The sequence below is a fragment of the Streptomyces albipurpureus genome (assembly GCF_023701525.1).
GTDB lineage: Bacteria > Actinomycetota > Actinomycetes > Streptomycetales > Streptomycetaceae > Streptomyces > Streptomyces albipurpureus.
In genome coordinates this window covers 380,496-398,764 of sequence record NZ_JAMQAW010000002.1, presented here as the reverse complement: position 1 = coordinate 398,764, position 18,269 = coordinate 380,496, and the positions used below count along the sequence as shown (strand labels likewise).

Below are 18,269 nucleotides of genomic sequence, written 5' to 3'. Positions count from 1 at the left end.
CGTGGTCGACCTGTCGCGCGCCCTGGACGCGTACGGCGTAGCCGTTCCCTCCACCGTCGCCGACCTCTTCCGGCGCGGGCAGGACTACCAGGACACCGTACGGGAGGTACTGGCGAAGGTCGCCGCAGAGCCCCAGCACGCCAAGGAGCAGGGGTGGCTGGTCCCTCAGCCGGTCACCCTGCTGGCGCCGCTGGGTGAGCGCGTCCAGATCGTGGCCGCCGGCGTCAACTACCGCTCCCACGTACTGGAGATGGGCGGGGAGCCACCGAAGAAGGCCGCGTGGTTCGTCAAGTCGCCGCACTCGGTGGTCGGTACCGGGGCATTGGTCCGAATCCCCGCCGGAGCCCCGGACATGGTCGACTTCGAGGGCGAGTTCTGTGTGGTCTTCGGACGGAGCTGTCACGCCGTCGAGGCAGCCGAGGCGATGGACTACATCGGTGGATACACCATCATCAACGATGTCTCCGCCCGTGACGCGGTCCCTGCGATCGTCGGTGCCACGACTCCGGAAGAAGGGCGTTGGACCTGGAGTGACATGCTGCTGGGCAAGCAGTACCCGACCTTCTGCCCGATGGGGCCGGTCGTGGTCACCGCGGATGAGATCGCCGATCCGGAGAACTTGGCCATCAGGACCACACTGAACGGCCGGCTCATGCAGGACGGGCACACCTCGGACCTGCTGACCGGTATCGCCGAACTCATCGAGCAGCTGTCGCGGTACTTCACCTTCGAACCCGGCGATGTGCTGAGCACGGGTACACCGGCCGGAGTCGGCATGGGCCACAAGCCCCCGGTGTTCATGCACGCCGGTGACGAGGTCCGGGTCAGCGTCGAGGGTATCGGCGAACTGGTGAACCATCTGGTCGGCCCCTGAATCGGCAGGCCCAAGCACGGCCTGCCGTCACCCGCGTTCAGGTAGACGGAGACACTCGATGTCCCGGGAAGGGGACTTCGCGCGCTGGTCGCTGTGCGAGACATGCCTTCGGCCGGGCCAGTCGTCCGCGCAGACCAGCACCCCAACCGCTGCCAACAGACCGCCGTGGGCGCAAGCGCCCCCGGCGGCTCTGACCTGCCCGACACCGGACCGCCGGGCGGGGTAGCGGGCTTTGGCCTGCCCTCAGCGCGGTGCCCCATCGCCCCAGCGGTGGGTGCCTCACCACGGTGGTCGGTCGGGACGCGGGGGACAGGGCCAACCACCGCCCCAGGGGCGGCAGCTCTCGCAGCCCGGTCCCACCGATGCCGAAGACCATGGGTGAGAGGGCTCTCCAGTGCGGTTCGCCATGCCGTGGACGGTGAGGCCAAAGGCGTCCGTCCTCGCTCGCCATGGGAGATCCCGGCCAGCGGCGGAACAACCCCCGGGCCCAGCTCACTCAGTGACAGGCCGCGCGGCGCTGACTCCCGCATCCGCATCCGCATCCGCCGCCGAGCCGAAGTGTTCTTCGCGGCGCTCTCCAGCGCCACTTGATCATGTGTTCGGCTGTGCTCGCGATCTTACCAATCCTGCACAACGGTGAACGTTATATTGAACGATTGCTCCGCAGGGTCGGCATCCCTAGACGCGTGTGCAGGCCTTATTGAGTGTCTTGTCGTTCTTGACCGCTTCTTTAGCTGCGATCTTCAGGGATTTCCAAGAGAGGTTGCACAACCCTTGACAGGAATACTGCACATACGTCCACCATAACGCACATCATTTCTGGCGCTCACACTGTCGTGTGGAGGATCTCGCTGTGACAGACAACGGAGTGCGCAACATTGCGGGGCGAGCTCATCGCTCTCCCCGGGCTAGAACGGCCCGGATGGTCGGAGGGGCAGTGCTCGCCACCGCGCTGACCGCCACCCTCGCCAGCTGCAGTGGCACAAGCGCCGACGGCACGGCGGATACGAAGAAGGCCGGGGCGGGCCCGAGCGGAACCCTTCGCTTCGGCACCAACCAGCAGTTCACTGACTGGGACCCCATCACCAAGCAGAACAGCACGTTCACCTCGCTGGTCTACGAGTCACTGCTCAGCATCGGCCCAGACGGCTTCACCCTCAAGCCGCAACTCGCCACCGAATGGAAGCAGACCCCGCTACAGGTCGACTTCACCCTCCGCTCGGGCGTCACTTTCCATGACGGCACGCCCTTCAACGCCGAGGCCGTTGTCAAAAACCTGGAGCGGGTGAAGAACACCCCCAGCCAGTACCGGAACCAACTCGCCAACATCAAGTCGATCACCGCGGTCGACGCCACCCATGTACGCATCGACCTCAAGCAGCCGGCACCGAGCCTGGTCAACAATCTGGCCAGGTTCGCGATGTACATGATCTCCCCGAAATCGCTGGAAGCGGGCGACTGGAAGACCACCGGCGTCGGTACCGGCCCCTGGAAGTACGACGCCAAGGCGTCCACCAAGGGGCTGCGCACGGTTGTCACCTCGTTCGACAAGTACTACGACAAGAAGTCGATCGGCCCCGCGCGCATCGAGGTCACGCAGATCAATGACCCCGACAGCCTCTACAACGCCCTGCGCGCCGGACAGCTCGACATCGTCTGGGCCAGCCCACCGCTGGCCGAACGCGCCGAGAAGGAAGGCCTCAAGTCCGCCTACTTCCCGTCCGTGCTCTGGCACCTCCAGATGTACGACACCAAGACGGTCTTCAAGGACAAGAAGTTCCGACAGGCCGTGTGCCACGCGATGAACCCGCAGGACTACCTGGACGCTGCGCTCGGCGGCAAGGGCAGCATCTTCAACCAGCGCATCCCCAAGGGCCAGCCGGGACACAACCCATCGCTGAAGGGTTACCCCTACGATCTCGCCAAGGCGAAGAAGCTCATGTCCGAGCTGGGGGGCGGGAAGCGCTCGTTCACACTGATCAGCTATGACACCCAACGGACCGTCGCGGAGTTGTTCCGCAGCCATATGGCGAAGATCGGTGTCGACGTCAAGCTCGAACTGCCCAACTTCGCGCAGTTCCTGAGCACCTTCCAGAGCGGCGAGTACCCCGCGTCGATCCTCTCCGACGGCTCGCGTTCCGGCGCCGACGACTACTACAACCGCAAGTTCGCCCCGGACGCGGCGGGCAACCCGCTCAGGATCGCCTACCCGCGGGTCGCCGCAGCCGCCGCGGAGGGCCTGGCCGCCAAGTCCCCCCAGGCGCAGGACGCCGCCTGGCAGAAGATGTCGAAGGTCATCGACGAAGAGGCCCTGGACTGCGCCTACTTCGACTACTCGGGCTTCTGGGCCTACGACCCGAAGAAGATTCAGAACATTGTCTCCACCACCGGTGATGTCGCCGTGTTCCGGTACCGGGAGGCCCGGCCGCAGGGTTGAGCATCCGCCCGGCCCCGCCGCCAGCGGCTACTCGAAGACCAGCGCCGTATGCGCGTGGCCCTCCTGCAACCCCGTATGGCCGCCGTATGCGCGGAGCCCTCCGTACGACTTCGGATGGCCGCCGTATGCGCGGAGCCCTGCGTACAACCCCGGGCGCCGTATGCGCGGGGGCGCTGCGTACGACTCCGGATGGGACAAGAACCATCCATGGGCGATCCCCGCCGCCGACGAGCGTACCGATCACCTCTTCCCCAACGGCCGCGTGACCACCATGTCCGCGCCCGCCATCCGCGAACGGTTCTGCCACACCGCGAGGCCGTTCGCCGGTCTGTCCATCTCCAGCCCGTATCCCAGGGAGTCCAGCCGTGCCTGAGACCAACGCCAACGAGTCCCGACTGCTCATCAAGGGCGCTACCGTCCTCACCATGGACCCGACGCTCGGGGACCTCACCACCGGTGACATCCTCATCGTCGGTGACCGCATCTCCGCCGTCGCCGCCGAGTTGTCCGACCCTCAGGCCGAGGTGATCGATGCCCGCGGGATGATCGCCATCCCCGGTCTGATCGACACCCATATGCACGCCTGGCAGACCCCCCTGAAGGGGCTGCACGGAGCCGGTTGGACCTTTGACGACTACCAGTCCCGCGTGTTCTATCTGCGCGAGCACTTCGGCGTCGAGGACATCCACGACGCCACCCTCGCGGGCTCCATCGAAATGCTCGACGCCGGAGTCACCGGTGTGCTCGACTTCTGTCACAACGTGATGTCGCCCCAACACGCCGAGGCGGCCCTGCGCGCCCACCGCGGTACCGGGCAGCGCACCCTGTGGGCCTACGGAATGCTCAGTACCCTTGACGGCTCGCTCCAGGACGACGCCTGGCGGCTGGAGCACATCCGCGAGATGCGCAAGGAGACCGGCGACGGCGGGTTGCTGCGGATCGGCATGGCGCTCGCTTCGATCGAGCGCGGCAGCATGGACCAGATCACCACGGAGATCGGGCTCGCCCGCGAACTGGGTATGCAGATGACCGTGCACCAGAACCCGGCCGGTCAGATCAGGGAGTTGCACCAGGCCGGTCTGCTCGGGGGCGACATCGTGCCCGCGCACTCCAACGCCGCCGACAACGAGGAACTGGAGCTCATCGCCGACTGCGGCGGCAGCATCTCCTTCACCCCCGAGTGCGAGTTCGCCGGTGGCCGTTCCATGACCGTCCTCAACCGCGCGCACCGGGCCGGGGTCGCCTCCAGCCTCGGCATCGACACCCCGGCCCGGGTGCCCATCGACATGTTCAACGCCATGCGCCTCACGTTCATGCTGATGCGCAGCGTCGAGGCCGTCGACGAGCGCGAGGCCGGCCGCTACCCGCTGACCCGCCGCCCCGGGACCCCGATGGTCGAGCCCCGTCACATGCTGGAGTACGCCACGGTGAACGGGGCGCGCGCCATTGGGCTCGGTGACGACCTCGGCCGTCTCGCTCCACGACAGCTCGCGGACATCGTGCTGATCAACCCGGAGCCCTACGGGGTGGCCCTGGGCGATCCGGCCGCCCATGTGGTCCTGCGGACACAGCCCCGCGATGTGGACACGGTCATCGTCGGTGGAGCCGTCCGCAAGCGGGACGGCAAACTGACGGACCTGGACCGCGACGACGCGGGCGCCGCGACCCGCAGGGTCCGCGAGCGGATCTTCGCCGATGTCGAGTCCGCCCCGCAGGGCGTCCACCAGTGACATAGCTCGGCGCCGGGCGGTCGTTGTCCGTCGCAACCGAAGTCCTTCCGGCGCATCGGGGGAGGGGTGGAAGCCCGATCCCCGAAGGTCCGGCGCGCCATCGTGGCCTGGGTGTGTCGTCCGACCGGTAGTGGGAACGGCCGGTGGTGGGCACGGGCGGTGTGGGGCACGGGCGGTTCCTCGCCGCCCGTGCCAGGCATCAGCCCTCGCGCGCGGGCTTCCACAGCGGTCCGTTCGGTCCGCCACCGCAGCGGGTCTCAGCGGAGCCGGTTCGCCCCGAGCGCGACCAGCACGCCCGTCGTCAGGACCGCCGCTCCCAGCAGCAGGAAGTAGACCGGGAGCGGGAGTACGGCGGTGAGCCGGAACAGTTGGCCACCGACCATCACGCCGACCGCGCCGAAGAGGCCGTTCACCGCGAGGAAGCGACTGGTCCAGCCCGGTGGGGCGACGGATGCGGCGAGGGCAAGACCGGCGGGGGCGAGAGAGATCTCGCCGCAGGAGAAGAGGAGATACACCAGCAGGAGCCAGTACGGTCCCACCGGGCCGCGTTCGGCGAGGAGCGCGGCGAAGGACATCACCAGGAAGCTGATCCCGGCGGCGGCGAGGGCGGCGGAGAACTTCACGGGTGCGTCGGCGCGCGGGCCCGCCCTGCGCCACAGGCGGGCGAAGAAGGGAGCGGCGAGGAGGACGAACAGGGGATGCGCGGACTGGAACCAGCTCGCCGGGACCTCGAAGCCGAACACGTCCCGATCCGTGTGCCGTTCGGCGAACAGGCCGAGCACCGAGCCGCTCTGGGCGAAGATCATCCAGAAGGCGGCGGACGCCGTCATCAGGGCGGTGAAGCCTCCGAGCCCGGTGCGTATCCGCCGCAATGAGCGGAGGAACGCGAACGGCAGGGTGAGGGTGAGCAGGCCCAGGCATGCCAGTACGGTGTGGACGCCGAGTACCCCGGCAGCGGCGGCGGCACCAGCCACCGAGGCCAGCAGAGCGAGCACCGCCGCGGTGCTGCGTACCGCGCGGCCGGCCGCCGCCCGGTCCAGCGGGCGGACCGGCTTGCGTCCCGCCTCGCCGAACCGGCGCAGCCCCAGGGTGAACTGGGCCAGCCCGGCGGTCATTCCGAACGCGGCCACCGCGAAACCCAGATGCCAGTCGACCCGCTCCGCCAGCAGCCCGGTCACCACGGGCGCGATCAGCGCGCTCACCTGGATGCAGACGTAGAAAAGGGAGAACGCGGCCTCGCGTCCGCCTCCCCGTTCGTCGGTGACGGCGGCCACCATCGCGGCCAGCGAGGGTTTCACCAGGCCCGTGCCGGCGACGATCAGGAGCAGCCCGCCGTACAGGGAAGGGGCCGAGGGGAGGGCGAGCACCGCGTGGCCGGATGCGATGAGCACCCCGCCGGACAGGATCGCGCGCCGTGCGCCCAGGACCCGGTCGGCGAGCCAGCCGCCGGGCAGTCCGGCCACGAACGTGAGGGACATGTACCCGGCGAAGACCGCGGTGGCCGTCCGCGCAGCCATGCCCTGACCACCGTCCGACGGGGAAGCGGTGAGGTAGAGCACGAGGATCGCCGCCATGCCGAAGAAGCTGAACCGTTCCCACAGGTCCACCGCGAGGAGTGTGCCGAAGGCCCCGCGGCGTACGCTCCGTGCGCGTACGCCGCCGGGAACATCCATGGCACCTTGGGCCCCCGGAGCGCCGGGGGCCGCCGGTTCCAGCCGTACGGGGTCCAACGCACTCACCCCACCGTTGGTTTGACCGCCACACCGGCGAGCATCGACAACTCGGGGTCCGGCCGGTCACCGGGCTCGGGCTGCCACAGCGGGGCCCGCACCACACCGGGCGGGAGGAGTTCGTATCCCTCGAACAACGCGGTCAGTTCGGCGGGGTCACGCCAGATGACCTGGCTGACGGCCCCTTTGTAGCGTTCGGCGGCCTCGGGCGCGGTCCTGGGCACGGTGTCCGCTCCCGCGTGCGAGATCACCAGATGACTGCCGGGCACGAGGCGGTCCGTGAACTGCCGGACGAGACCGAGCGGATCGTCTTCGTCGGGCACGAAGTGGAGCACGGCGGCCAGGATCAGGCCCACCGGGCGGGAGAAGTCGATCAGCCGTCGGAGGTCCGGTGCGTCGAGGATCTCCGCCGGCTTGTGGAGATCGCCCTGGAAGACGGTCGCGCGCGGCTCGTCGGCGAGGATCGCCCTGCCGTGGGCCACGGCCACCGGATCGATGTCGACGTAGACGACCGTGCTCCGCGGGTGCGCGGCGAGTGCCACGTCATGCACATTGCCCTCCGCCGGGATGCCGGAGCCGATGTCGAGGAACTGTCGGACGCCGAGGGCCGACAGTTCGCGCACAGCGCGGCGCAGAAAGGCCCGGTTGGCGCGCAGAGTGGCGGGGAGGCCGGGGTTGACCTCGGTCACCTTGGCCGCGAGGGCCCGGTCCACCGGGAAGTTGTGGGTGCCGCCGATCCAGTAGTCGTAGACCCGGGCGATGCTGGGTGTGTCGATGTCCACTTCGGGGGGTGCCCAGCTGGGACGTTCGGCCATCTCGTGCTCCTTCGTGGGTCGGGCGTGGGTCGGGTGTGGCACGGGCTGAGGTCGGATGCGGGATCGGACCCGGGGTGGGCGCCAGGGGCCTGTCGCGGGGGGAACTACGCGGTGAGGACCGGGAGTTCTTCGAGGCCGCGCATCATCAGGCTGCTGCGCCAGCGCAGTTCGGCCGGGTCCGCCGCGAGCCTCAGTCCGGGCAGCCGGGCGAAGAGGCGTCCCAGCACGATGCGGCCTTCGAGGCGGGCCAGCGGTGCGCCCAGGCAGTGGTGGATTCCGTGGCCGAAGGCCAGGCCCGCGGTGCCGGGCCGGTCGATGTCGAGCCGGTCCGGGTCCGGGTAGCGCCGGGGGTCGCGACCTGCGGCGCCGATCGAGATGGAGACGAACTCCCCTTCGGGAATGACCACTTCGCCCACCTGGACCGGCTCGGTGGTGAAGCGCCAGGTGGCGTTGGCCACCGGACCGTCGTACCGCAGGAACTCCTCCACGGCAGCGGGCCACAGTGCGTCGTCGGCCAGAAGGCGCTCCCGGACCTGGGGGTGGGTCAGCAGTGCCAGTGCGCCGTTGCCGATCAGGTTGACGGTGGTCTCGTGGCCCGCGACCAGCAGCAGGAACGCCATCGAGAGCAACTCGTCCTCGGTCAGCCGGTCTCCGTCATCGCGGGCGAGGATCAGGTCGGAGAGCATGTCGTCGGCGGGGGAGCTCCGTTTCGCGGCGATCTGGGCGCGCAGATACCCGATCATGTCGGCGCTGGCGTCCCGTACCTCCTCGGTGCCCGCGCCCGAGACCAGCAGATTCGACCAGCGGCGGAAGTCGGCCCGGTCCTGCGGGGGCACCCCCAACAGCCAGCAGATCACGGTGAACGGGACGGGGAACGCCAGCGCCTCCATCAGATCGATCCGCTCATGGGCCGCGATGCCCGCGAGGAGTTCATCGGTGAGTTCGGTGATGCGGGGGCGGAGCGATTCCACGCGCCGGGCCGTGAACGCGCGGCCCACCAGTCTGCGCAGCCGGGTGTGGTCGGGTGGGTCGCTGTCCAGCATGTGCACGCTCAGGACATGCGGGAACTGGGAGCGTTCGCCGGCCTCCTGAAGGAACTCGGCCTGTTTGGCCGGGTCGGCGAAGTTCCGCGGGATCAGGTCCTTGCCGATCCGCATGTCCTTACTGAGCCGGGGGTCGGCGAGCAGGGCCCTGGCATCCTCGTAGCCGGTGATCAGCCAGGTGCGAAGGCCGTTGGGGGTCATGACGGGGACGGCGGGCGCGGTGTCCCGCAGTTTGGCGAGGGCGGTGTGGGGCCGCTGGTGGAAGGCGGGGGTGAAGAGGTCATGGGGCGGGTCGCGGTTCGGGTCGGGGGGCGGGATGGCGGCAGATGCCGCAGCCGGGTCCTGGGGTTGGTCCGTGGCGCGCACGGGCATGGGTCAGCCTCCTGAGGCCGGCGCCGTGGCGCGGGCCGTGCCGTAGCGGGCGAGTTCTCGGTAGATCTCGAACGGTCGCTCGCGGGTCGTGTCGCGAAAGGGCCGCAGTGGCGCGGTCTGGTCCTGGTGCCCGGCCCCGCCCTCCCAGGCGGTGAAGGCGGCCCAGTCGGCCCAGCGGCTGACCACGACGAACGAGCGGGGGTCGCCCACCGCCACCAGCAACTGGTTGCCGAGCAGGCCTGGTGTGCCGGCCATCCGCCGGCTCGCCTCGTGGTACGCGGCCGTCACCGATGCCGGGTCGTCATCGAGGTGGTAGAGCACCACCTCGACCGCCGCGCCGGTCACCGCCCGCCGCCCGCCGAACCGGCGAGGGAAGCGACGATGTGCATGGTCGTCATGGAGCCTCCGCTGCGGTACGGGTGCAGCTTCTGGCGGTGCTCCAGATGACGGGCGCTGGTCTCGAAGGCGCGAAAGAGGGGCTCGTCGACCCAGTCGCTGACGATGTAGTAGATGCCGTTCTCCTCGGCACTTCGCGAGAGCCACTGGCCCAGGTTGGCCGGGTGGTCGGTGACCGAGTCGCCGACCTCCTGCCAGACGCGTTCGAAGTCGTCCTCCATGCCGGGCCTGATCTCCATCCGGAGCATCACCCGGAAGGCGCGGTCCGGGGCGGGGGAGCGGTCCTGCCCGTGGCCCCGGTTCCTGACGGGTTCCGGCTCCCGGCCCTGTTCCCGGTTCTGGTCGGACATGGCTCAGATGCCTCCGTCCACATTGACGGTCTCACCGGTCACATACGACGAGAGGTCGCTGAGCAGGAACAGCACCGGGCCGGCGAGTTCGCCGACGGTGCCGAGCCGGGCGAGCGCGGTCTTGCGGGCATAGGTGGCGCGCAGGCCCTCGGCGCGGTCGGCGGGCATGGCGTCGAACGCCTCGGTCTCGATCACCCCGGGTGCGACGACATTGACCCGGATACCGCGTGGACCCAGTTCCTTGGCGAGCGAACGGGTCAGGCCGATCACCGCCGCCTTGGCGGCGGTGTAGTGGGCGCGCAGCGGGATGCCCGCTGCCGCGCCGCGCGAGCCGATGTTGACGACGGAGGACCCGGCGCCCAGCAGCGGCAGGGACTGCTGGATGATCCGGTACGAGGCGGTGAGGTTGGTGTCCAGAATCCGGGACCACTCCTCGGCGGGCAGCTCCGCGAACGGGATGTGGCTGATCACCCCGGCGTTGTTGACGATGCCGTCGAGCCGTCCGAACCGGTGCTTCGCCTCGGCGACGAGCCGGTCGACCTCGTCGATGCGGCCGACATCGGCCCGTATCAGGTGGTGGTCGCCATCGGTGTCCTTGAGTACCCGCAGGAGGCTGTCGGCGTACTCGCCCTCCTGGCGGTAGCAGGTGAGCACATCGGCGCCCGCACGGGCGGCGGCGAGGACGATGCCCCGGCCGATGCCCCGGGTACCGCCCGTGACCAGCAGTTTCTTGCCGTGCAAGGAGAGTTCCACTCCGTTGTTCCCTTCTTGGATGCTGCGGATCGGTGTCGTTCGTGCCTCGGGGACGCGGTCAGGGGGCGCGATCAGACACAGCCGTCGACATGGATGCTCTGACCGGTGATGTACGCGGCGTGTTCGCCGGTGAGGAAGAGGACGACCCGCGCGACCTCGTCGACCGTGCCGAACCTGCCGAGCGCGGTGAAGGAGGCGACCGTCGCCCGCTGCCGTTCGGCGTCCGCCGCCGGCAGCGCGTCGAGTGCCTCGGTGGCGATCCGTCCGGGCGATACGGTGTTGACGCGGATCCCCAGCGGTCCCAGTTCCCGTGCCAGCGATCGGGTCATGCCGACGAGTGCCGCCTTCGCGGTGGTGTAGTGGACTCCGCCCGCCATGCCGATGAAGGCGACGGTGGAGCCGATGTGGACGATCGACGCGCCCGGCGAGAGCAGCGGTAGCGCGCCACGGGTGATGAGGTGCGCGGCGGTGACGTTGCTCTGCAGGGTGGCGGCCCACACGGTGTCGGTCAGTTCCGCGTAGGGCAGCGGCCGGTAGTCACCCGCGTTGTTGACGACCGCGTCGAGGCCGCCGAGGCTCGACGCGCACGCGGCGAGCAACCGCTCGACGTCGTCCGGGTCGCTCGCGTCGGCGCGAACCACCAGATGCTTGCCGGGGGTGCCGGCGAGTTCGTGCTCCAGCGAGGTGACCGCGTCGCCGGGGGTGCGGTAGCAGGTGGCGACGGACGCGCCCGCGCGGGCGGCGGCGAGGACGATGCCCCGCCCGATGCCCCGGGTACCGCCGGTGACCAGGATCCGGCGGCCCGCGAGCAGCCGACCGGCGCGCGCGGCGGCCTCGACCTTGCGTTTGATCAGCCGCATCTGGACGAGGGTGTTGCGGTTGAGCCGGTCGGTCATGCCCGGGTCGTCGATCGGGGCGCTGGGCTTCATCGCGAAGTCCTGTATCCAGCGCATCCGGATGCCGTCGGGCTGCTGGACGTACTCCCAGCGGATGTTCATGTGGTCGAAGGGCCCGGTCTCCACGCGGTGGGCGGTGACCGTGCGGGTCGTTGGGTCCGCGGTGCGCTGCGAGACCCAACTCCACACCGTGCCGTTCTCATCGGGGTGCAGGGCGAGCCGGAAGGTGACGGTGTCGCCGTCGCGTTCCAGGACCTCGGCCGACGCGTACTCGCTGAACAGCCGCGGCCAGGAGGCCACCTCGTTGGTCATCGACCACACCAGGTCCATGGGGGCGTCGATGACGATCGCGTTGTCGGTGTGACCGGCCATCAGATGCCTTCCTGGGACAGTTGGCTGTTGACGTAGGTGACGGCCTCGGCCGGGGTCCGGGTGTGCTCCAGTTCGCCGTCGGGAATCCGGATGGCGTACTCCCGCTCGATGCGGCCGGTGAGTTCGAGGAGGGCGAGGGAGTCATAGCCCAGCTCGGCGAAGGGGACGCCCGCGATGGCTCCGCTCAGATCGATCTGTTCGTCGACGCCCGCGCCCGCGCGCAGGATCCGTCGCAGGTCGTCGAGGGTGAAGGCGGAGGTGGTGGAGAGGGTGACGGGGTTGGGGGAGGTGGGGTCGGCCATGTTCCGTGCCTTTCTGATCGTTCGCGTGGGTGCCGCGCGTGGCCAGTGGGTGTTCGGTGGGTGTTCGGTGGGTTGTCAGCGGGTTGTCAGTGGGGTGTCAGTGGGGTGTCAGCCGCTCCCAGCAGCAGCGCCGAAGTGAAGCCGCCGTAGCCCCTGGCCAGGACGAGGGCCGTGCGCGGCCCGGTCTGCCGGGGCCTGTCGAGCACCAGGTCGATCTCGCATCCGGGCGCGGGTCTGCCAGGACCGGCCGTGTGCGGAACGACCCCGTGGCCCAGGGAGAGCAGCGCCGTGACGGCGTCGAGTGCCGCGCCGCCCGCGTACAGCCGTCCGGTCAGGGCCTTGGGAGCGGTGACGGGGACCGCGCCGGCGCCGAACACCTCGCTGATGGCGCGCGCCTCGGCGAGATCCTGTTCCGGCACCCCGGACGCGTCGGCGAACACGACGCCGACCTCCGGCGCGCCGATCCGGGCGTCGGCGAGGGCGCGTCGGATCACGGCGGCGAGCACCGGCGGGCGGCCGGTCCGCGGCGCCGGGTCGAACCCGGCCGCATAGCCGAGGATCTCGCCATACCGGTGGGCACCGCGTTCGCGGGCCGAGGCGGCGCTCTCCACGGTCAGGAACGCGCCGCCCTCACCCGGCACAAAACCGGACGCGGACGCGTCGAACGGCAGATAGGCGCGGGCCGGGTCGTCCACGGTGGACAGGCCGCCCGACGCGAGTTGCGCCACCAGACCGTACGGGCACAGCGAGGCGTCCGTACCGCCGGTGAGGACCAACCGGGAGCCGGTGCGGAGCAGTCTGCGGGCCTGGCCCAACGCGTCGAGCCCCCCGGCCTGTTCGCAGCAGAGCACTCCGCACGGACCGCGCATGCCGTGGCGAATGGAGACCTGGCCGGTGGTGGCCGCGTAGAACCAGGCGATGGACTGGTACGCGCCGACCCAGGACGGGCCGTTGCGGTAGAGCCGTTCCATCTCGTGCTGGCCGAACTCGGTGCCGCCGGACGAACTGGCGGTCACCACGGCCATCTCGTACTCGGGCAGCGACGCCGGGTCGACCCCGGAGTCGCCGAGCGCGGCTTCCGCGGCGGCGAGGGCGAAGTGGGTGAACCGGTCGGTCTGCGGTACGAGCCTGCCGGGCACCTCCCGGACCGCGTCGAAACCGGGTACCTCGCCCGCGACCCGGACCGGGTAGCCGGTGGGGTCGAACCGGGTGATCCGGCCGAGCCCGCTCTTGCCCGCGAGAACCGACTCCCAGTGCCGACGGGCGCCGATGCCGGTGGGGGCGACCACACCGATACCGGTGACCACGGGCGGTGTCCCGCGGTGCGGTGCGATCCCTGACGCGCTCATACGGTCTCCCGCGCGCTCCGGGGACGGCCGAGCACCATCGCGCTCTGGAAACCGCCGAATCCGCTGCCCACACTGAGCACCCGTTCCATGGGGTGTTCGCGGGCGGTGCGCGGCACATAGTCCAGGTCGCACTCCGGGTCGGGCACGGTCAGGTTGGCGGTGGGCGGTACGACCTGGTGGCGCAGGGCGAGCGCGCAGGCGGCGATCTCCAGCGAGCCGATCGCGCCGAGCGAGTGCCCGATCATCGACTTGATGGAGCTGACGGGGACGTCGTACGCGCGCTGTCCGAGGCTGCGCTTGAACGCCGCGGTCTCGTGGCGGTCGTTCTGCTTGGTGCCGGAGCCGTGCGCGTTGATGTAGTCGACGCCGTCCGGACCGAGCCTCGCGCGGTCCATGGCGACCCGGATCGCCTCGGCCATCTCCCGTCCGTCCGGCTTGAGTCCGGTCATGTGGTGGGCGTTGCTGCGGCTCGCGAAGCCGAGGATCTCGGCGTAGACGGATGCGCCCCGGCGTCGGGCCGCCGTGGCCTCCTCGATGACCAGAACCGCCGAACCCTCGCCGAGGACGAAGCCGTCCCGCCGTCCGTCGAACGGGCGCGAGGCGTGTTCCGGGTCAGATGTGTTCGGGGTGGTGGCCTTGATGGCGTCGAAGCAGGCCGAGGTGATGGGCGACAGGGGTGCGTCCGTCGCTCCGGCCACCACCACGTCCGCGCTGCCCTCCTCGATCAGCTGGACGCCATGGCCGATGGCGTCCAGCCCGGAGGTGCAGCCGGTGGAGACCAGCGCCACCGGGCCCTCCGCGCCGGACTCCCTGGCCACCTCGACGGCGAGGGTGCTGGGCACCATGTACCCGTACAGATGCGGTACGCCGTAGGTGTGGTCGACGAGCCAGTTCCGGCCGCCGTCGGAGAGCACCGTGTACTCCTCCTCCAGGCCCATGGTGCAGCCGACCGCGCTGCCGACGCTGACTCCGATCCGGCCCGGGTCGTACGAGCCGAGGTCCACGCCGCTCTCCGCGACCGCTTCCCGCGCCGCGACCACCGCGAACTGAGCGGCCCGGTCCATCCGGCGTACCTCCCGCGGGGTCAGCCCGGCGGCGACCGGGTCGAAGTCGCACTCGGCGGCGACCCGGGAGCGGAAGGCGGTCGCGTCGAAGAGGCTGATCGCGCGGGTGGCGGTACGGCCCGCGGAGAGCAGGTCCCAGTACGCGTCCCGGCCGTTGCCGCCGGGGGCGACCACGCCGATCCCGGTGATGACGGCTCGGCGGGTCACCGTGTTCCGCCGACGTCGGGGCCCGCCGCGCCCGGGTTCAGGGGTTCCTCGGTGTCGATATGGCCGAGGTCGGGGCGCGGGGCGAGCGGGGAGAGGTGGAAGACGGCCTCGGCGGGCACGGTCCCGGTGTTGACCAGCCGATGGCGCACGCCGATGGGCACCAGCAGGGAATCCCCGGGGCCGAGCTCCACCGGGACCCCGTCGAGGACCATCTCCAGGCGGCCCCGCACGATGTGCAGGAACTCCTCGGAATACGGGTGCAGATGCTCGGTGACGTACTCGCCGGGCGCCAGCCGCAGCACTCCTCCGAATCCCGAAGTGCAGCCGACCGTCTTCGGACTGAGGGTGACCCGGATGTCGCCGCCGCGCTTGGTGTTGGCGGGTACCCCGGCCGCGGCGACCTTGGTGGTCGCGGCGGGGGCGCTCACCCGGCACCGCCGAGGCTCGCGGCGGAGGTCGGGGTGATCAGGGGACCCTGCTCGGGCGTCCAGGAGTAGAAGGGGACGGCCATGGCGTCCTTGGGCTCGCGCCACATCGGGTCGTAGGGGGAGATGAACTCGCCGAGCCTGGTGTTGATCTCGTGGTAGAGCGGATGGCTGCGGGCGCGGTACAGATCGGGGGTGATGTCGTCCTCCGCCTCCACGAGATGGAAGTACAGGTCGTGGAAGGCGAACAGGGTCCGCCGTGAGACGCCGACCAGGTGCGGCAGTTCGGTGCTGTCCGAATCGGCGAAGACGGAGGCGACGCCCCCGGCGTCGGCGAGGTCCATCCTCGCCACGATCAGGGTTCGATGCATGGTGCCCTCCCGGCTTGTCGGTGCTGTGTTCACACTGGTCCGCCGGGATCGAGGGAATGTCGAGGACATGTGGAGGCGGTCTCGAAAGAGGCTGGAGCCGGTGGTGCGACCGGCCGCTCTCCGCCGTCGGGGAGGGTGTGCGCATGCGCTGGGCCCCGACGACCCCGGCACAACGGCTTCTGGGGTGGGTGCGAGGCCGGGCGGGCGGGTGGCCGTTGTCTGGTCGCGCGGGGCCGACGGACCCCCGGTGCCGGCCTCGCACCCCCAGGCAACCGCGCTGCCCCGCCGTCTGACCCGGTCCCCTGACGCGCCGTCGGGAGCGAGAGCGCCGATGGGGCGCCCGTGCCGGCTGGTACCGACGAGGGACGGCTGGTACCGACGAGGGACGACTGGTACCGACGAAGGACGGCCGGTACCGACGAAGCTCCGACGGGCGCAGCACATGCGGACGGCCCGTCCGCACCGGGCGGGTGCGGACGGGCCACTGGAGGGGTCCCGCTGCCACCGGAACAGGGCGGCTGCTGCTTTTGGTACGAGGTCTACAGCCGGCTGCCGGTGTGCTCCGGCTCGGGACGGCCGATGCCTTCCCGGCTCGTCGTGCCGTCGTCGCCGACCGGCCGGGACGCGTGCGACGGCTCGCCGTACAGCGCCAGCAGCGCGTGCCGGATGAGCCGTGGCAGCCGGTAGACGGGTTCGGCGTCCCGCAGGGTGAGCGGGGCGTCGAGTTCGTCCACCAGATGGACGTCCACCAGATATTCGAGCAGCGTCTCGGTGTCCCCCGCCGGCCGAGGCAGAAGTTCCGTCACCTCCTTCAGGTTCCAGCGCGCGCGGCTGCTCTCGGCCATCAGCCGCAGCAGGTCGCGGTGGCGCGGGGAGAGGTGCCGGTAGCTGGACTCGACGGTGCAGAGCAGCGACTGGGTGCCCGCGGGAAGCCCCAGCAGCAGACTCGGGTCGCTGCGCAGCCGGGCGTTGAGGCGAGCCGCCGACCAGCCGGGCCGGGTGGCGAGCCGTCCGGCCACCGCCCTGATGAGCAGCGGCAGCCCCTCGCACCCGTACACCAGGTCCCGCACCGAATCCCGGTCGTCGTCGCGCTGCCGGGCGTCAGCGACTCCTTCGTAGAGGCTGAGGGCCTCGGCGTTGGAGAGCGCGGGAAGGACGATCTTCCGGCCGGTGGCCAGGCCGTGCGACCGGTAGCGGTTGGTGGCGATGACCGCGCAGCCCGAGCCTCCGGGCATCAGCGCGCGCAGCTGGGAGGCCGCGAGCACGTCGTCGACGACGACCAGGACCCGCCGGTCGGCGGTCCAGCTGCGGAACAGCTGGCCGAGTTCGTCGAGCCCGGTAGGGAGCGAGGGACGGCGGATGTCGCAGGAACTGAGGCTGGTGGCCAGCACATCGGCGAGTTGGGAGGAACCGTTGCCACACCGGGAGAGGTCCATGAACAGCTGTCCGTCGGGGAAGTGCGGACGCAGCCGATGGGCGGCGCGGACGGCGAAGGCCGTCTTGCCGACGCCCGGCGGGCCGTGTACCTCGACCAGGCGTACCCCGCGCCCTTCGGCGCCGCCCTTCCCACCGGAGCGCAGATACTCCTCCAGCTGGCCCAGTTCGACGGAGCGTCCGACGAAGTCGGCTATGTCCGCCGGTAGTTGCGCTGGAGCAAGCGCGGCGGGAGCCGCGGGCGGGCCTGCGGGGCCGGTCCGGTCCGGGGCCCGCTCTGACGCCGGCGCGGTGGTGGTGCGGGTCTGCACCGCCGCCTCCGGCCGGTTTCGGGGCGATAGGGCGATATGACTGCGGTCGGTGAGAACTTCCTGATGCAGCCGCTGTAGGGCGGCGGAGGGTTCTAGTCCGAGTTCCTCGACCAATCGGGCGCGCAGGGTGCGAAAGACGTCCAGCGCCTCGGCCCGCCGTCCGCCGCGGTGCAGGGCCCGCATCAGCTGCCCCGCGAATGCCTCATGGGTCGGGCAGGTGCGGAACTCGGCCGAGAGCTCGTCCAGGACTGTCTGGTGGTGGCCGAGTTCCAGTTCCACGGCGAATCGCTGTTCGAGGATTCCCTTGCGCTGTTCCTGGAGCTGAGTGGCCCATAGCGAGAGTCGTCGGCCGGCTGCCACGTCCACCAGGGCGTCGCCGTGCCAGACGGCGAGAGCCTCCTTGAACGTGGCGGAGGCGCTCTCCGCTGAGCCCGCCCGGTACTCCGCCTTACCCCGCTGCACCAGCTGCTCGAATCGAAAGGCATCCACGCACTTCCTGTCCGCCAGCCGGAGTTCATATCCTCCGACCCTTGTCAGCAGGGCGGGGGACTCCCTTGGCGGGCAGGAACCGAAAGGGGCGCCGGACTGACCGATGGTCAGCCGGAGTTTCCTTCTGAGTTGGTAGATATACGTTTGCAGAGTGGTCAGCGCACTGAGCGGCGGGAGTTCGCCCCACAGCTCGGCGCATAACTGGTCAACGCTGACCAGCGCATTGGCGTTGAGCACCAGAAGCGTCAGTACCTGGCGCAGTTTGGGTGCCGATGGGGTGACATCCACACCATCGCGTATTACCCGGAACGAACCCAACAGACCGATCTCTATCAATGCATCCCCCTAGGCGCGCGGCCTCCTGGGCCACGGGCCGTCGTTCGGAATCCGCCCGCGATCGGAAAAGCTCAACTCCCATCCCCTGCTGATGAGTTTATTTGTAGGCAATGTCCACCGGCGCAGTCCATTTGAGGCAAACAGGGTGTCACATAGCGCAGTTGCCTCCGAAATCGGCGCATCCTTGCGGCCGAACGCGCCCGATGTGGTCTT

General features: G+C 70.0%; 17 protein-coding genes. 4 read left to right on the top strand and 13 right to left on the bottom strand.

Annotation, left to right across the window (positions count from 1 at the left end):
• The 4 genes from NBG84_RS02800 to NBG84_RS02785 form a co-directional block, all read left to right on the top strand.
• A partial coding sequence (locus NBG84_RS02800) for a fumarylacetoacetate hydrolase family protein (RefSeq protein WP_250917600.1) occupies positions 1–874 on the top strand: 874 nt, incomplete at its 5' end.
• 922 nt (positions 875–1,796) lie between these two features.
• The gene (locus NBG84_RS02795; protein WP_250917599.1) at positions 1,797–3,311 is read left to right on the top strand and encodes an ABC transporter substrate-binding protein; all 1,515 of its coding nucleotides are present in this window, start codon (positions 1,797–1,799) and stop codon (positions 3,309–3,311) included.
• 160 nt (positions 3,312–3,471) lie between these two features.
• Positions 3,472–3,684 (top strand): hypothetical protein, encoded by a 213-nt coding sequence (locus tag NBG84_RS02790; protein WP_250917598.1) that lies wholly within the window; start codon positions 3,472–3,474, stop codon positions 3,682–3,684.
• Positions 3,677–5,041: an amidohydrolase family protein gene (locus NBG84_RS02785; RefSeq protein WP_250917597.1), complete on the top strand. Its 1,365-nt coding sequence runs from the start codon at positions 3,677–3,679 to the stop codon at positions 5,039–5,041. Before NBG84_RS02790 ends, NBG84_RS02785 begins: the two co-directional genes overlap by 8 nt.
• A gap of 257 nt (positions 5,042–5,298) precedes the next feature.
• Here NBG84_RS02785 and NBG84_RS02780 read toward each other — a convergent pair whose 3' ends face one another.
• The 13 genes from NBG84_RS02780 to NBG84_RS02715 all read right to left on the bottom strand — a co-directional run bounded on the left by NBG84_RS02780 (position 5,299) and on the right by NBG84_RS02715 (position 18,056).
• Positions 5,299–6,780, bottom strand: coding sequence for a peptide MFS transporter (locus NBG84_RS02780; RefSeq protein WP_250917596.1), 1,482 nt, complete (start codon positions 6,778–6,780; stop codon positions 5,299–5,301).
• Positions 6,777–7,586 (bottom strand): SAM-dependent methyltransferase, encoded by an 810-nt coding sequence (locus NBG84_RS02775; protein ID WP_250917595.1) that lies wholly within the window; start codon positions 7,584–7,586, stop codon positions 6,777–6,779. The genes NBG84_RS02780 and NBG84_RS02775 overlap by 4 nt, the downstream gene beginning before the upstream one ends.
• A gap of 104 nt (positions 7,587–7,690) precedes the next feature.
• On the bottom strand, positions 7,691–9,001 hold the full coding sequence (locus NBG84_RS02770) for a cytochrome P450 family protein (RefSeq protein ID WP_250917594.1): 1,311 nt from the start codon (positions 8,999–9,001) through the stop codon (positions 7,691–7,693).
• A 3-nt stretch (positions 9,002–9,004) separates the two neighbouring features.
• Positions 9,005–9,346 (bottom strand): antibiotic biosynthesis monooxygenase family protein, encoded by a 342-nt coding sequence (locus NBG84_RS02765; protein WP_250917593.1) that lies wholly within the window; start codon positions 9,344–9,346, stop codon positions 9,005–9,007.
• A complete protein-coding gene (locus tag NBG84_RS02760) occupies positions 9,343–9,747 on the bottom strand; it encodes an antibiotic biosynthesis monooxygenase family protein (RefSeq protein WP_425608557.1) in 405 nt (134 codons plus the stop codon). Before NBG84_RS02760 ends, NBG84_RS02765 begins: the two co-directional genes overlap by 4 nt.
• A gap of 3 nt (positions 9,748–9,750) precedes the next feature.
• Positions 9,751–10,500 carry an SDR family NAD(P)-dependent oxidoreductase gene (locus NBG84_RS02755; RefSeq protein WP_250917592.1) on the bottom strand — a complete coding sequence of 250 codons (750 nt, stop codon included), beginning with the start codon at positions 10,498–10,500 and terminating at the stop codon, positions 9,751–9,753.
• 71 nt (positions 10,501–10,571) lie between these two features.
• Positions 10,572–11,768 carry an SDR family oxidoreductase gene (locus tag NBG84_RS41430; RefSeq protein ID WP_425608556.1) on the bottom strand — a complete coding sequence of 399 codons (1,197 nt, stop codon included), beginning with the start codon at positions 11,766–11,768 and terminating at the stop codon, positions 10,572–10,574.
• On the bottom strand, positions 11,768–12,070 hold the full coding sequence (locus tag NBG84_RS02740; protein ID WP_250917591.1) for an acyl carrier protein: 303 nt from the start codon (positions 12,068–12,070) through the stop codon (positions 11,768–11,770). Before NBG84_RS02740 ends, NBG84_RS41430 begins: the two co-directional genes overlap by 1 nt.
• Before the next feature lie 86 nt (positions 12,071–12,156).
• Entirely contained in the window at positions 12,157–13,419 is a 1,263-nt protein-coding gene (locus NBG84_RS02735) for a ketosynthase chain-length factor (protein ID WP_250917590.1), read from the bottom strand.
• Entirely contained in the window at positions 13,416–14,690 is a 1,275-nt protein-coding gene (locus NBG84_RS02730; protein WP_250917589.1) for a beta-ketoacyl-[acyl-carrier-protein] synthase family protein, read from the bottom strand. The genes NBG84_RS02735 and NBG84_RS02730 overlap by 4 nt, the downstream gene beginning before the upstream one ends.
• On the bottom strand, positions 14,687–15,118 hold the full coding sequence (locus tag NBG84_RS02725; protein WP_250917588.1) for a cupin domain-containing protein: 432 nt from the start codon (positions 15,116–15,118) through the stop codon (positions 14,687–14,689). Before NBG84_RS02725 ends, NBG84_RS02730 begins: the two co-directional genes overlap by 4 nt.
• Entirely contained in the window at positions 15,115–15,486 is a 372-nt protein-coding gene (locus NBG84_RS02720; protein WP_250917587.1) for a TcmI family type II polyketide cyclase, read from the bottom strand. Before NBG84_RS02720 ends, NBG84_RS02725 begins: the two co-directional genes overlap by 4 nt.
• Positions 15,487–16,025: 539 nt before the next feature.
• On the bottom strand, positions 16,026–18,056 hold the full coding sequence (locus NBG84_RS02715; RefSeq protein WP_250917586.1) for an AfsR/SARP family transcriptional regulator: 2,031 nt from the start codon (positions 18,054–18,056) through the stop codon (positions 16,026–16,028).
• Between the last annotated feature and the right edge of the window lie 213 nt (positions 18,057–18,269).